Here is a 14,372-nt window from a genome sequence, read left to right as displayed (position 1 = left end):
GTGGGCTCGGGTTGTTTCTTGCGATGTCAGGCCTGGTCGTGACGGGTTGCGGCGGAGCGGAAGACCCGGCCCCGGCCACCCCGGGTGCCAGGCCCCCGGGTGCCTCGGACTCCCCGGTCACCGGCGCCGGAGAATCCAGCGGACTGCGCGAGATGATGAAAGCGTTGTCAGCCGGCGGACCGGCCGCCGAATACCTGGAGTACGGAGAGATGACGCACTGGCGCGAGCTGGGCGTGGTCACCGCGAGCGGCCCGGAGAAGAAGGAGGAACGCTGGTTGCCGGCGATCGGCTTCGGCTTCGGCGCGCTCGGCAGCAGCGCGCGCTTGCTCCCCGAGAAGACCGGAATCGACGTCTTTGGGGCCGTCCGGGCCGTCTCCCTGGGTAACCCGCCGAATACCGCGATCCGTATCGACGGCAAGCAGGACGCGGCGGCCATCCGTACCAAGCTGACCGCCCTGGGGGCGAAGCCGCGCACGATCGGTGGGCAGCAGGGACTGACGCTGGCCGCCGACGGCGCGATCGCCCCGGACAGCGCGCTGAGCAGCGAGCTCGGCCTGCTCAACCAGCTCAACCAGGTGGTGGTGACCGATTCGGTGCTGGTGTCCGGAGCCTCGGCCGATCCGGTGGCAAGCGCCCTGGGCGGCAGCCCCTCCCTGGCGGCCGACCCCGATCACGCCGCGATCGCCGAGTGTCTGGGCGACGTGGTCGCCGCCGCGGTCACGGCACCACCCGCACCGACGGCCGTGGCGCTGTACGGCGTGGGACTGCGCCGCCCCGCGGCCACGACCGACCAGGCGGTCAACGTCGTGTGCGTGCTGCCGCGTGGGACCGGGGTGAAGGAGACCTTCACCGGGAAGCTCACCACGAAGGCCGTGACGCAGTCCGGCACACCGCTGTCCGACCTCGTCGAGGACATCACGCACGACGAGGTCGGCTCCGGGGACGGCGCGGTGCTGCGGGCCACATTGAAGATCAAGCAGGACGGGCCGGTGACCCTGGTGTTGAAGATGCTGTACACGGGCGAGCTGCCCAGACTGTTCGACCCGTCGACTCCCCTCGATCCCTTGGATCTCGTGGACGACTGACCTGCTGGTTCTCCGGTTCGAGGTTCGGGGTCGGATCCGTGCGGATCACCCGACACCGGTCGGATGTCCGCGCCGGGTCCGGCGAACCCGTCCTCGGCGAGGCTTGGTGCCGCCGGCCCCCTGATGTGATCACGCCGTCGTCGATGACATTCAGGCCTCCTGACCGCGGAGTGCCGCTCTTGATGCCCATGGGGATGATTCGGCAGGGTGTCGGCATGGTCGAGAATGCTTCGGACTGTGTCGAGGTTCGTGTCACCACCAGCAGCCGCGAGGAGGCGGAGCGGATCTGTTCGGCGGTGGTGGGCCGGCGGCTGGCCGCCGACTGCCAGATCATCGCTCCGATCGAGTCCGTCTACTGGTGGGAGGGCGAGATCCAGCGCTCCGAGGAGTTACTGCTGCTGATGAAGACCACCGCGGGGCGGTTCGAGGACCTCGCCCGGCGGGTGCGGGAGTTGCACTCCTACGAGGTGCCACAGATCGTCGCGGTCCCCCTGGTGGTTGGCAACACCGACTACCTCGACTGGATCAGACGGGAGACGTCTCCGGCCTCAGGCGAATAGAGACGGTTCCCACTGAATGAGGTCCTCCACAAGCTGCGCTCCCGGGTCACGGACATCACCAGAAGGCCGATCCGGCACTCGGCGTTGTGTCTGCGTCCGTACATCTCGCGGTCGGACCCCGGCGGGCGGCCACCGGTCGATCCTCGGCGAAGCCGGTGACCGGCCTGGTCGCGTTTCTCCGGAATGGTGTGCAGAATCTGCCGTCTGCGCAGGCAGGCGCGGCCGACAAGCACACGGACCGACCGGGTGCGCGGATGCCCGCCGACCTCGCGTCACGGCAGTCAGCAGATCTTGCCCGGTCCGGCCACCGTGGCCCGCAGCAGATCCCGGAGGAGCACAAAGTCGATCTTTTCCGGCCCGCGGAAGCGCAGGCAGCCCTTGCCCATGTCATGGTCTGCCAGCCGCTCCGCAAAGGCTTCGCGGACCTCGCTGCGCAGCAGATAGAAGGAGATGTACTGCTTCTGGCTCGCGAAGCTGATCTCCCCGATGTCGTCTCGCTCATAGGTGGGCATCCCGTACGCCATCACCTCGGTGAATCCCCGCAGTTCCGCACGGCACAACTCACGCAGCCGGATCAGAGCCTCTTTGCGTTCCTCGGGCACCTCGGCGAGGTAGCCGTCCACATCTTCCGCCTGACTTCGCACCATGATCCGAGCGTACGTGAAACGAGACATTGATCGACGTCTCAAATATGTCCTGCCTGGCCCGACCTGTCTCCGCGTCGGTCGCGAGGAATTCCGGAACGCGATCACCCACCACCAGGCCCCCACTGACCTACAAGTTGGTCTCCAGTCTCGGTCTCTAGCCTCGTCGACAGTGCTCCTGACGGAAGCGGCACCGAGGGAACGGGCCGAAGAACGGCGTGACAGGAGGACGAGCCCGGGCACGAGCGATGACAAGAGGGAGATCATGATGTGGTCCGAAACGGGGCAGGCGATCGCCGTCGCACGGATCCGCAAGCGCCTACGGAACGGATCGACCAGCCTCCACCTGTCCAATCTAGGGCTGGAGGCGTTGCCCGAGCTGCTCGGCGACTTCACTCACCTGACCAAGCTCGACTTGAGTTACAACCGGCTGGCCGTCCTGCCCGAGTCATTGAGGAACCTCACCGCTCTGACCACGCTCAACCTGTCCGGGCTCGGTCTGCAGACATTGCCGGAATGGCTGGGAGAGCTCACCTCTCTCACCACGCTCAGCCTGCGCGGTAACCAGTCGGCCGCCCTGCCCGAGTCGCTGGAGAACCTCACCGCCCTGACCACACTCGATCTGTCCTGCCGCGGCCCGGAGGCGTTGCCGGAATGGCTGGGGAACCTCTCCACACTGACCAAACTCGACCTGCGCCACAACCGGCTGACAGCCCTACCCGATTCCCTGGGGAACCTCACCGATCTCACCCAACTCGACCTACGCAACAACGAACTGACAGCCCTACCCCAGTCACTGGGAAACCTCACCGCACTGACCAAACTCGACCTACACAGAAACTGGCTGACAGCCCTGCCCGATTCCCTGGGGAACCTCACCGCACTGACCAAACTCAACCTGCGCCACAACCGGCTGACCGCCCTACCCGATTCCCTGGGGAACCTCACCAATCTCCCCCGGCTCAACCTGTACAACAATCAACTGGCAGCCCTGCCCGATTCCCTGGGGAACCTCACCGCACTGACCGAACTCAACCTGCGCCGCAACCGGCTGACCGCCCTGCCCGAGTCGTTGGGAAACCTTACGGCCCTGCTCCGGCTCGACCTGCGCGATAACCGGCTGACTGCTTTACCCGAGTCGTTGGCGAGTCTCACCGCCCTCGCGGAACTGGACCTGGCCGGAAACGAACTGGCCGCCTTGCCCGAGTCGTTGGGAAACCTCACCGGCCTGACCAGGCTCGACCTGGGAGGTAACCGGCTGACCGCTCTGCCGGAGTCATTGGGAAACCTCATGGCCCTGCTCTGGCTCAATCTGAGTTATAACCAGCTGACCTCCCTGCCAGAGTCACTGAGGAATCTCACCACCCTGAACGGACTCGGCCTGAGCGGCAACCGGTTCACAGTTCCTCCTGAATGGCTCGGGAGCCTTCCCGTCTTCTTCTAGCTCGACCTGCGTGGTAGCCGACCTGCCCGAAACGAAACCTGTCCGACCACGTGGAATAGGACCCGGCGGTCGGGGAACCGGTCAGAGCGGGACTGGCCAGTCCGCTCTGCCGTCACGAGGAGACCTGCATCCGATGCGCGTGACCTTCGCCACCGAAGCGGCCCCCGGGCGGCCGAACGAGGATTTCGTCGCCGCCACGCCGAACGCCGTCGTCCTGCTCGATGGTGCCGGCGCCCCGGCGGACTCGGAATCGGGGTGTGCTCACGGTGTCGCCTGGTACACGCAATCGCTCGGCTCAACACTCATCACCGCCCTGGTCCAGGACGACAAGGCGCTGACGGAGATCCTGGCCGAAGCCATCAAGACGGTGGCCTCCCTGCACGACTTCGTCTGCGACCTCAACCATCCCGATTCCCCTTCGGCCACCGTCGTCGTACTCCGCCGGACAGCCGACGCGCTGGACTATCTCGTCCTGGCCGATTCCGTCCTCGTGCTGGACGTGCTCGGCACGGCCGAACCGCTGGTCGTCTGCGATGACCGAGAGGCACGGGTCGGTGCGGCCCATCGGGCGGCCATGGACGCCCTGCCCTCCGGCAGTCCCGAGCACACCGCGGCCCACCGGCGGTATGTGGAGGCACTACGCGATCACCGCAACCGCGACGGCGGGTTCTGGGTCGCCGCGGTCGCTCCCCTCGCCGCCGAACAGGCTCTCACCGGCACCCTCCCGACCGAGAAGGTACGCGCCGCCGCGCTGCTCAGTGACGGAGCATCCCGGCTCGCCGCCCGATTCCACCTGACCACCTGGCGCCAGATCCTCGACCTGCTGGACGATCCCGGCCCCGCCGAGTTGATCCGCCGTGTCCGCGAGGCCGAGCACGACGATCCGGACGGCTCCCGGTGGCCTCGCGCCAAGACCCACGACGACGCCACCGCGGCGCTCTGGAAATTCTGTTAGAGCACGTGGACGCCCCCGGCGCCGCCACGTTTCCCACCGCCGAACCTTCTCCAGCGGTCCGTGCTTGGCGGGACAGCCTTGATGCGGCTCTTCCGGCAGCGGTCACGAACCGACGAGCTTCAACGGCGCTTGCCGCCTCCGCCGAACAGGTCACCGATGAAATCGCCGGTTCGGCGTAGAACGCCGCGGTCCCGGCCGGAGTCGGAGGACTTGCCCTGGCTCTGCCGGCGATACGGACCCGCTGGAACCAGGCGCGCGGAGGTCGGCCCCGGTGGGGTGGCAGCCGGCGAAACGACCATCTCAGGGAGCACTCGACCCGTCCGATGACACCCTTTAGTTATCTCCTAGAGATCTACAAGTATGTCCTCACACCATGGGGACATGACAGGCATCGGCCCCTTCGGGCGCTCGACCCGCACTCGGCGTACCGCGTCGGAACGAGCAGCGGCTTTCCCTCCGCGCCTGGAGTGGGAGAGTGCGAAGGAGCGTATGAGCGCGGACTCCCACCTGCTGGAAGACATCGTCAGGGGGGCTCTTCGGCGCCAGGCGAACCGGAGCGACGCCGATCCGGTCGCCGACGGCGAGCGGGGGATCCGCCGCAACAAGCCGTGGACGTACATCACCCCGGCCAAGTCCGCCGGCCGGGCGCAGGGCTGGAAGCTGCACGTGTCGGCGACGCAGTTGTCGGCCCCCGTCGTGCTGGCGCGAGTGGCCGAGGTACTGGTCCGCCACCGCTGCCCGTTCAAGTTCGCCTCCTCGTTCGACGATCTGGCCGCCCTTTTGTCCAGAGGCGTCGACCGCGGGTCCATGGGCAAATTCATCACCGTCTATCCGCCGGACGACGAGACGGCTGTGGCCATCGCCGAGGAACTGCATGCGGTCACCTACGGCCTGCCCGGTCCGCCCGTCCTCTCCGACCGGGCCTACCGGCCCGGCAGTCTGGTCCACTACCGCTACGGAGTGTTCTCCGCCCCGGGCGTGCTGGACAACGACGGCTCCTACACCTCGCGGCTGATCGCGCCGGACGGCACCGGCGTGACCGATCAACGCAACGCCTGGTATTCCCCCCCGGAATGGGCCGTCTGTCCCTTCGACTCGGGCCAGACCCCGGCGCGGACCACCCCGCCAGAGGCCGTACTGCTGGCCGATCGGTTCGTGGTGCGCCAGGCGATCCGCCACAACGCCAAGGGCGGGGTGTTCCTGGCTGAGGATCGACTCTGCGGTGGTCAGGTGGTGATCAAGCAGGCGCGTAAGCATCTCGGCTCCACACTGCAGGGGCGCGACGAACGCGATCAGCTCCGCCACGAGGCGCACATGCTCGACCTTTTCGGGCCGCTGAGCATCACGAGTCGCAAGGTGGACCTGTTCGAGCAGGGTGACAACCTGTTCCTGGCACAGGAGCACCTCGAAGGGACGGTGCTCTCCGCATGGGCCGGAGAGGGAAGGCTCACCGATCCCGGCCGGCGGCAGGACACGACGGTGACCGTGGTGCGCTGCCTGACCGCCCTGGTCGACGTCGTCCACCAGCAGGGCTACGTGCTGCGGGATCTCACACCCAACAACGTGATGGTCGGCGACGACGGCGACTGCCGGCTGATCGATCTCGAGATGGCCGCCGTGCCCGGCACTTCCGTGAGCAAGGCCTACACCCCCGGCTTCGCGCCGCCTGAGCAGGTGACCGCGCCCAAGTATGCTCCCGCACCGGGAGTCGAAGTGGACCTGTACGCCCTCGGGTCGACTGTGCTCTTCCTCGCAACGGCCTGCCAACCGATGCTCGCCGACGACGAACCGCGCGACGCCCGCCCCTGGGACTCCCGTGTGGAGGCGCTGGTGAGCGTGGCGACAGTGGGCAACCCCGTGGCCGAGGCGCTGGCCCCGATGATTCTGGGCCTGATGCGGGAGAACCCGGCCCGGCGCTGGAATCTGCGGCGTGTCCAGGAATTCCTCGACAAGCTGGACACCGAGCCACGCCCTTTCACCACCGATGTCACCGATCACCGCCTCAGCGTCGTGGAACAGGACCGTCTGCTCCACGACGGGATCGCGTACACGCTACGGCGGATGAACCGCGACGCCGTTGACGATCCCACCGGCCGCGGCCACCTGTGGCCCACCTCGGGATTCGGGGAGAAAGCCGACCCGTGCGCCGTCCAGTACGGCTCGGCCGGAGTCCTCACGCTGCTGTCCTCGCTGCTGGACTCTCCCTCCGGCACACAGACCGGCCTCCCGGAGCCCTGGCGAGCCGATGTCACCGTCGGCCTCAAAGACGCCGCGGATTGGACGTTGCGGCGTCTGAGCAGCGAGGAGCGGCCCTCTCCGGGACTGTACTTCGGCCGGGCCGGCATCGCCTGGGGGCTGCATGAGGCCGGCCGGGCGCTCGGCGACCACGAGCTACGCGTGGCGGGCATCGACCTGGCACTGGGCCTGCCGGTCACCTGGCCGAACCCCGACGTGTGTCACGGCCTGGCCGGGACGGGACTGGCCTTGCTGCACTTCTGGCACGCCACGGGCGACGACCGGTTCCGGGACATGGCCGGCCGGTGCGCCGACGACCTCCTCGCGGCCGCCGAGCGCACACCCACCACCGTGCTGTGGCCCATCCCCAAGGACTTTCCCTCGTCACTCGCGGGCGTGGTCCACTACGGCTTCGCCCACGGCGTCGCCGGCATCGCCTCCTTCCTGCTCGCCGCCGGTGTCGGACTGGGGCGCGACGACTGCCTGGAGACTGCCTCACTCGGGGGGCGGACGCTGCTGGCGGCGGCCGACCACATCGCCGACAGCGTCTGGTGGGCTGGTTCCCCCGGCGGCAGCGGCAGGCTGCCGCACTGGTGCAACGGCTCCTCGGGCATCGGCACCTTCCTGGTACGGCTCTACCACGCCACCGGGGAGGACCGGCTGCTGGAGGCCGCCAGAGGCGCCGCGGCCGCCGTCCACGCGTCCCGCCTCTCCTCGGGAACCGCCGCATGCCACGGACTGGCCGGCGACGGGCAGTTCCTGCTCGACATGGCCGCTCTGCTCGGCGAGCCGGCCTACCATGCCCAGGCCGAGGAACTCGCCGCGTGTCTGTGGACACGTGCGGTGATGCGGGACGGGCTGCTGGTGGTGCCGAACGAGAACGGTACCGAGGTGAGCTTCGGCTGGAACACCGGCCTGGCGGGAGTCCTGGACTTCTTGCGGCGGTTGCGCCACGGCGGTGCCCGTTCGTGGATGGTCGGACCCGCCACTTCCGTGGTCGTACCGGCCGAGGACGGGGCGCGATGAGCGCGCAGACGGCAGGCGCGGTCACCGCCAAGACGACCGTGGCGCCGCGCTTGCCCGAGGAACTGCGGCGGATCAACTTCCGTTTCTCCGGCAAGGGGCGTTACGCCGCGTGCCTCACCATCCGGGGCCGCCGTCCCCCGGCTCCAGAGCTGTGGGATCTCACCGGGATGCGTCCGCGGCACCGCGTCCTGCACCCGTGGGACGGCGAGAGCGTCTGGAGCACCGGAGTCCCGACCGACGACGGGAACCTCCTGCTGGCTCACGTCACAGCCAAAGGCGATCACCGGATCCTCCTCGTCGTCCCCGCCGCGGATGGCACAGTCGCATCGATCCATGAATTGGCCGCCTTCCAGGGCGGAGGCGTCAGGCTGGTACCAGGCGAGACCGCAGGCACCGCCGCCGTGGCCTTCCACACGACCTCCGCCGACCGCACGATGGTCTGGCGGCTGTCGGGCCGGCCCGAACTCCCCGAACACGTGGCGGACATCCCGGGCCTCTTCCGCGGAGGTGTGTGGCTCGACGAGAGCGGGAACCTCCTCGCCCTGGCCATGTCCTACGGGCCGGGGGCGTGCACCGTGATGCTGGACCTATCCGACGGCACAGTGACTCCTCTGCCCGGCCTGACACGGGAGGAGCATCTCCTACTCGCCGCTCCACGCGCCGGAGTCCTGCTGACGGCCCAGAAGCAGGCAGGCGCCTACCGGCTGGGAATCCGCCGGTGGGACGACGACGCGCTCACCGTCTTCCCCGACCGGCTGAACGCGATCGAGGAAACGGTAACGCCGCTCGCTCTCGACCCGGCCGGAACACATCTCGCGCTGTCGGTCGCCCATGGCGTCCGCTCCACCGTGCTGTTGTACGACCTGGCGGAGGGCGGCACCCAGGAGCTCGCCCCGGCGGCCGGAACCCTGCTGCCCGTCGGGCGCTGGAGCGAGAGCGGCCTGCACCTGGTCCACTCGGCTCCCGACCTCCCGCCACAGGTGGTGACCGTTCCCGCCCCCCTCGCCACGCCCGTCCTGGCCGACCACGACCGGACCGTGTGGACTCCCACCCGCACCCGCCGCTTCGACGGGCCGGGTGGCCCCGTCGAAGCCGTCGTCTACGGCGACCCCACCCGCGCCGGGCGCGTGCTGCTCGCCCTGCACGGGGGACCCGAGGCGGCATGGCAGCTCACCTACGACCCCTTGTTCCAGCGCCTGACCGCCGAAGGCATCGCCGTGGTCGCCCCCAACCAGCGCGGCAGCACCGGATACGGAGCCGCCCACCGCGACGCGATCCGCGGCGCGTGGGGCGGGCCCGACCTCGCCGACATCCTCCATCTGGGGCGGATCCTGGCGGCGGAGCGCGGGCCCGGCGACTCCCGGCTCATGCTGTACGGCGCGAGCTACGGCGCCTACCTCGCGTTGCTGGCGGCCGCCGCCGAGCCGGACCTGTGGTCCCGCGCCGCCGTCGTCGCACCGTTCCTGTCCGGCCGGGAACTGTACGCGGACGGGCCGACGTCGGTACGCAACATGCTCGATCGCCTCGGCGGCTGCGAGGAGATCGTCGATGACGAACTCGGTCCCCGCGACCTGCTCCGGCTGGCCGAGCACATCCGGCGGCCACTCCTCCTCATCCACGGCGAGCAGGATTCGATCATCCCCGTCGCCCACTCGCGACGACTACGCGACCATCTGGCGACGGTCGGTCATCCCGATGCCGCACTCACCTACCTGGAGATTCCAGACGCAGGACACGACCCGTTGGCCGGCCGAGACGGCCACGTCGTCCTCGAACGTCTCGTCACCTTCCTGCGTACCGGGTCACGTCTCGCCGCGCAGGACCGGTAGACCGCCCGAAGACGGAGGCGCCCTTCTTCCGGCGCGCCTCTCTCAGCGGCGCCCACAGACCCCGCCGGCCCCGGCACCTTCAACCATGGCTGGGCCGGCGGCACCAAAGACCACCGCGCGAACGCGCGCTGGTTCAAGAAAAGGAGAACCACGATGGAACTCGACATCACGACTCTCGACATGCTCCCCGCCCCGGAGGAGAGCGGTCTTTACCCGTGCACCATGACGAACTACTGCACTGACATGTCGAGGGAGGAGCAAGACTGACGGACATTTACCGTTCAGGCGGATAAAAGCCCGTAGCTGACGCGACAGCCCGGGCGGCTTTCCGGGATTGCCACCCTGCCGGGGTGGCAATTCTCCCTCGCGCTCTGAGGCGCGCGACCGATATCAACGCGCGGATCCACCTTTCCAACACCCGCGGGAGTCGGCTCCGACGAGCCGGGCGCCAGGCCGCCGCTCGACGGCGCACCCGACAAAGAGAGAAGCGATGCGAGACCCCGCGCCAGAACCGAGCCAGGAGCAGGTGACGCGCAGAAACGGCGGCCGTCTCGTCACCTCCGTGGCCACAGGCACATGGGCGCCCCTCACGCTGACCCTGATGGTCACAGTGGCGGGGAGCGTCACCGCACTTGCTCTGCCCGCGGTGCTCGCCGGCACCGTGGACGCGGTCGTGGCCGGCCGGAACACACTGCCCGCAACCAGGAACCTCGCGCTCCTGCTGGTCGGCATGACCCTGCTCGACATCGCCTCCGTCGTCGCCGGCGCCGCCTGCGTCGCCTCGGCGGTCGTCTCGCTCCGTATGCGCCTTGTTGGCCGTCTTCTCGCGGCGAGCGCCGTCGAAGCCGCCCGCTTCCCCACCGGGGAGCTCGTCAACCGCCTGGTCAGCAACACCGCGACCACGGCTTACGTTCCGGTGACGCTGTTGCGCACGGCGGTCGGAGTGATCACCTCCGCCGGTGGCGTCGTCGCGTTGTTCACCATCGACTGGCGGGTGGGCACTGCTTTCCTGGCCGGCGTCCCTCTCACCCTCGTTGTGATACGGCTGCTCTTCACCCGCATGTCCGGCCTGTATGACGACTACCAGGCAGCCCAGGGGCGCCTGGCCACCCGGCTGACCGAGACCCTGGCCGGCATTCGTACGGTTCGGGCCGCGGGCACCGTCGATCGTGAAATCAGCCGGGTGCTCGATCCGCTGCCGGAGCTGTCCGCCGCCGGGCAGGCGCTGTGGAAGGTGCAGTCGCGCAGTGTGTGGCAGCTCGCGCTCATGCTGCCGCTGATCGAGGTCTTCGTGCTGGGGGTCGCCGGGTTCGGCGTCGCCGAGGGCAGGCTGGAACCGGGGGCTCTTCTCGCCGCGGCCGGGTACACCACTCTTGCCCTGGCTTTCGTCGGTCAGATCGAATCGCTGATGGACGTGGCCTACGGCCGTTCCGCGGCCCAGCGCGTATGCCAGGTGCTCGCGCTTCCCGTCCTGGCCCCCGGCTCCGTCCCCCTGGCCGCCGGCCCCGGAACCCTCTCCTTCCGTGGCGTCACGGTGACCCGCGAGGGCGGCCCGCTCCTCGACGGCATCGACCTGGAGATCCCCGCCGGAGCCATGACGGCCGTCGTCGGCCCTTCAGGCGCGGGGAAGACGACCCTCGCCCTCTTGGCGGGACGGCTGGCGGACCCCGATCGAGGACAGGTGCTGCTCGACGGACAAATTCTGGGCGAGGTCGATCCCGCTTCCTTGCGGAGCGCGGTGGCCTACGCGTTCGAACGCCCGGCGCTTCTCGGGGGCGACATCGCCTCGGCGATCGCATACGGCAACGCCACGAGCGGCATCGAGGAGGTCCGCGCGGCCGCGAGCGCGGCGCACGTCGATGACGTCATCCGCCGGCTACCGGCGGGGTACCGGACCCCGGCCGCCGAGGCGCCGCTGTCCGGTGGCGAGATCCAGCGGCTCGGACTGGCTCGCGCGCTGCTCCCCCGGGCCCGGCTGACCATCCTCGACGACGCCACCTCCAGCCTGGACACCGCGACCGAGGCTCAGGTGACGAGCGCGCTGGTGGAGGGGATGCGAGGACGCACGCGCCTGGTCATCGCCCACCGTCCGGCGACCGCGGCCCGGGCCGATCTGGTGGTCTGGCTGGAGGCCGGGCGGATACGCGCACAGGGCACCCACCGGGAGCTCTGGCGTGACCCTGCCTACCGTGCCCTGTTCGCCTCCGAGCCCGCCGCCCTGGCAGGCCGGGACAGGAGCCCGATCACGGTTCCGGCGGCGACCAGGCCAGATCACGCCGTCCAGAATCAGGAGGAATCGTGCCCGGCCACTCCGTGACGAGCACGCGGTCCCGGACCGCGGTGGCCTCCCCTGCCGGGGACCACGCTCAGGCCGCCTGGCGGACGCTGGCGGAGCTTCTGCGCCCCCGGCGTCGCCCGCTTGCCGCGGCCGCGGCCTGGTCACTGGTCGAGGCGGCTCCGGCCCTGCTGTCCGGGCTGCTCATCGCCACGGCGGTCGACCGCGGCTTCCTGATCGGCCGGCCCGCGGCCGGCCTGGCCTGGCTCGCCCTCCTCGGTCTCACGATGGCGGTCAGGGCCGTCGCGACGCGGCAGATGTTCCCCCACCTCGCCGCGGTGATCGAACCCCTGCGAGACGACCTCGTCCGCGCCGTCGTGGCAGCCACCGTGACCCGCGCCTCCACCGGTGGGGAAGCACCGGACGGCGCGGCCGTCACCCGCCTCACCCAGCAGGTCGAGACGCTGCGCAACCTGATGGCCGGAATGCTGCGGAACAGCCGCGAACTCGGGGTGTCCATGGTGGCCGCGCTGGCAGGGCTCCTGCTCCTGTCCCCGTCGGCCGCCGTCATCATCGGCGGCCCCGTGCTCGTGGCATTGATCTCGTTCGCCCGCCTCCTGCGTCTGCTCGTCGTTCGTCAACGGGATCTGGTGATCGCCGGGGAGACCCTGACCGCTGAGGCGACGCCCATCCTCGCGGGACTACGGGACGTCGCCGCCAGCGGCGCACAGGCCCAGGCCCAGGACGCCCTGCGGTCACTCGTCGCGGCGCAGGCCGCCGCCACCCGCGCCCTCGCCTGGGCGGGCACGAGCAGGCGCCTCGTGGTGACGCTCGGAGCGCACGTGCCACTCATCGGCCTGCTGCTCGCCGCCCCGCCCCTGATCGAGCACGGGTATCTGACCGCCGGCGAGGTCGTGGGGGTGGTGATCTACCTGTCCACCGGCCTTGAGCCGACGCTGCGCACCCTTCTCGGCACCGTCGGCTCATGGGGCGTGTCTCTCACGGTCACGCTACGGCGGATCACGGAGGCCATCACTTTCTCCCCGGAGCCGCCTATCCGACACCGGCCTGCCGTCGGCTCAGAGGTCGTGTGTCTCCCCGCCGCCGACGACCTGGAGACGGACGTCCTCACCTTCGCCTACTCCCCGGAGGCGACACCGGTCGTACGGGATCTGAGTCTCACGATCGGCGAAGGTGAGCACCTGGCCGTGGTCGGCCCCAGCGGCATCGGCAAATCCACCCTCGCCATGCTGCTGACCGGTCTGCTGGAGCCCACCTCCGGGCAGGTTCGGCTCGGTGGCGTCCCGCTCGCCACGGTGCCGGAACGGCACCTGCGAACCGTCATGGCCCTGGTGCCGCAGGAGGCGTACGTCTTCGCCGGGACGGTCCGCGAGAACCTGGCCTATCTGTGCCCCGAGCGCGAGACCGCCGGCGACGAGCGGCTGGGGGCAGCTGTCGAGGCCGTAGGGGCCGACGCGCTCGTCGAGCGGCTCGGCGGGCTGGACGGCACGATCGACGAGCCGTCCGTGTTGTCGGCGGGCGAGCGGCAGCTCATCACCCTCGCCCGCACCTACGCCTCATCCGCCCGGATCGTGATCCTGGACGAGGCGACCTGCCACCTCGATCCGGCCGCCGAGGCGCGGGCGGAGCAGGCCTTCGCCGTCCGGGAAGGGACGCTGATCGTGATCGCCCACCGCATCAGCTCCGCCGCCCGCGCGGGCCGGATCCTGCTGATCGACAGCACCTCGGCCCTGGCGGGAACGCACACGGAGCTGATCTCCCGATCACCTCTGTACGCCGATCTGGTCGGACACTGGCACGACGGTCCGCACGGGCACGACCGGCGACTCGCGGGGGGCATCTGATGCCGCGCCTCGCCCCCCGCCGCTCTTCCGACGGCCACCTTCTCCTGTGAAGCGCGGTTCGCGGCGCAAGTCCACGCGCCTCCAGGCGGCACGCACCTTGGTACGAGACCTGTCGCATGGCACATTGTCCGCTTCCGCGACCGGGAGAAGCGTCGTCATCGCGTGCCGCCTCCGGCGGCCGCCATGTTCGGCCTCGCATGCCCCGCCGACCCGATCGCCGGGTCGGCGGTACCGGGAGCCGCTGCACAACTGAGCTGCGGCCCAGACCCACAAAAAGGAGAACTCCCATGGAGCTCGACGTCACGACCCTCGACATGCTTCCCGCCGCCACCGAGAGCAACCTGTGGCCCTGCGAGCAGACCTGCCGCTTCGACACGTGCGACTACAACTACACCGATGTCTGACCACGCAGCACCACAGCATGGGTCATCGGCCGCCGTGCCCCTGTGGGACG

The 14,372-nt window shown here is 69.6% G+C and carries 11 protein-coding genes and 1 pseudogene; 10 read left to right on the top strand and 2 right to left on the bottom strand.

The window, feature by feature from the left end; genetic code table 11:
• The first annotated feature begins 164 nt into the window (after positions 1–164).
• Together AB0J58_RS22855 and cutA are read left to right on the top strand one after the other, a co-directional pair.
• On the top strand, positions 165–1,085 hold the full coding sequence (locus tag AB0J58_RS22855; protein WP_364218524.1) for a hypothetical protein: 921 nt from the start codon (positions 165–167) through the stop codon (positions 1,083–1,085).
• 215 nt (positions 1,086–1,300) lie between these two features.
• Positions 1,301–1,645: a divalent-cation tolerance protein CutA gene (gene cutA, locus AB0J58_RS22850; protein ID WP_364218523.1), complete on the top strand. Its 345-nt coding sequence runs from the start codon at positions 1,301–1,303 to the stop codon at positions 1,643–1,645.
• 86 nt (positions 1,646–1,731) lie between these two features.
• Here cutA and AB0J58_RS22845 read toward each other — a convergent pair.
• A pseudogene (locus tag AB0J58_RS22845) lies at positions 1,732–1,857 on the bottom strand (IS5/IS1182 family transposase); the annotation flags it as partial.
• Positions 1,858–1,926: 69 nt separating this feature from the next.
• On the bottom strand, positions 1,927–2,292 hold the full coding sequence (locus tag AB0J58_RS22840) for a DUF1801 domain-containing protein (RefSeq protein ID WP_364218521.1): 366 nt from the start codon (positions 2,290–2,292) through the stop codon (positions 1,927–1,929).
• Positions 2,293–2,554: 262 nt separating this feature from the next.
• On the opposite strand from AB0J58_RS22840, the gene AB0J58_RS22835 reads away from it, so the two are divergent.
• The 8 genes from AB0J58_RS22835 (at position 2,555) to AB0J58_RS22800 (ending at position 14,322) form a co-directional block, all read left to right on the top strand.
• Entirely contained in the window at positions 2,555–3,733 is a 1,179-nt protein-coding gene (locus tag AB0J58_RS22835; RefSeq protein WP_364218519.1) for a leucine-rich repeat domain-containing protein, read from the top strand.
• 133 nt (positions 3,734–3,866) lie between these two features.
• The gene (locus AB0J58_RS22830) at positions 3,867–4,688 is read left to right on the top strand and encodes a protein phosphatase 2C domain-containing protein (protein WP_364218517.1); all 822 of its coding nucleotides are present in this window, start codon (positions 3,867–3,869) and stop codon (positions 4,686–4,688) included.
• A gap of 489 nt (positions 4,689–5,177) precedes the next feature.
• Positions 5,178–7,949, top strand: a complete 2,772-nt coding sequence (lanL, locus tag AB0J58_RS22825; protein ID WP_364218515.1) for a class IV lanthionine synthetase LanL — start codon at positions 5,178–5,180, stop codon at positions 7,947–7,949.
• The gene (locus tag AB0J58_RS22820) at positions 7,946–9,778 is read left to right on the top strand and encodes a prolyl oligopeptidase family serine peptidase (protein ID WP_364218514.1); all 1,833 of its coding nucleotides are present in this window, start codon (positions 7,946–7,948) and stop codon (positions 9,776–9,778) included. Before lanL ends, AB0J58_RS22820 begins: the two co-directional genes overlap by 4 nt.
• 153 nt (positions 9,779–9,931) lie before the next feature.
• On the top strand, positions 9,932–10,045 hold the full coding sequence (locus AB0J58_RS22815) for an ALQxL family class IV lanthipeptide (protein WP_364218512.1): 114 nt from the start codon (positions 9,932–9,934) through the stop codon (positions 10,043–10,045).
• Between the two features lie 295 nt (positions 10,046–10,340).
• Positions 10,341–12,095, top strand: coding sequence for an ABC transporter ATP-binding protein (locus tag AB0J58_RS22810; RefSeq protein ID WP_364218510.1), 1,755 nt, complete (start codon positions 10,341–10,343; stop codon positions 12,093–12,095).
• A complete protein-coding gene (locus tag AB0J58_RS22805) occupies positions 12,077–13,918 on the top strand; it encodes an ABC transporter ATP-binding protein (RefSeq protein WP_364218508.1) in 1,842 nt (613 codons plus the stop codon). Before AB0J58_RS22810 ends, AB0J58_RS22805 begins: the two co-directional genes overlap by 19 nt.
• A 287-nt stretch (positions 13,919–14,205) precedes the next feature.
• Complete coding sequence (locus AB0J58_RS22800; protein ID WP_364218506.1) at positions 14,206–14,322, top strand: ALQxL family class IV lanthipeptide; 117 nt, start codon at positions 14,206–14,208, stop codon at positions 14,320–14,322.
• Positions 14,323–14,372 lie beyond the last annotated feature (50 nt).

It is taken from the genome of Streptosporangium sp. NPDC049644, from assembly GCF_040675205.1.
GTDB lineage: Bacteria > Actinomycetota > Actinomycetes > Streptosporangiales > Streptosporangiaceae > Streptosporangium > Streptosporangium fukuiense.
The sequence above is the reverse complement of the archived record's forward strand: the minus strand, read 5'-3'. Positions and strand labels throughout refer to the sequence as shown.

Bases quoted from the DNA above. Each gene is read 5' to 3' on its own strand.
- cutA (WP_364218523.1), top strand. From the start codon at position 1,301: ATGGTCGAGAATGCTTCGGACTGTGTCGAGGTTCGTGTCACCACCAGC.
- AB0J58_RS22840 (WP_364218521.1), bottom strand. From the start codon at position 2,292: ATGGTGCGAAGTCAGGCGGAAGATGTGGACGGCTACCTCGCCGAGGTG.
- AB0J58_RS22835 (WP_364218519.1), top strand. From the start codon at position 2,555: ATGATGTGGTCCGAAACGGGGCAGGCGATCGCCGTCGCACGGATCCGC.
- AB0J58_RS22830 (WP_364218517.1), top strand. From the start codon at position 3,867: ATGCGCGTGACCTTCGCCACCGAAGCGGCCCCCGGGCGGCCGAACGAG.
- lanL (WP_364218515.1), top strand. From the start codon at position 5,178: ATGAGCGCGGACTCCCACCTGCTGGAAGACATCGTCAGGGGGGCTCTT.
- AB0J58_RS22820 (WP_364218514.1), top strand. From the start codon at position 7,946: ATGAGCGCGCAGACGGCAGGCGCGGTCACCGCCAAGACGACCGTGGCG.
- AB0J58_RS22815 (WP_364218512.1), top strand. From the start codon at position 9,932: ATGGAACTCGACATCACGACTCTCGACATGCTCCCCGCCCCGGAGGAG.
- AB0J58_RS22800 (WP_364218506.1), top strand. From the start codon at position 14,206: ATGGAGCTCGACGTCACGACCCTCGACATGCTTCCCGCCGCCACCGAG.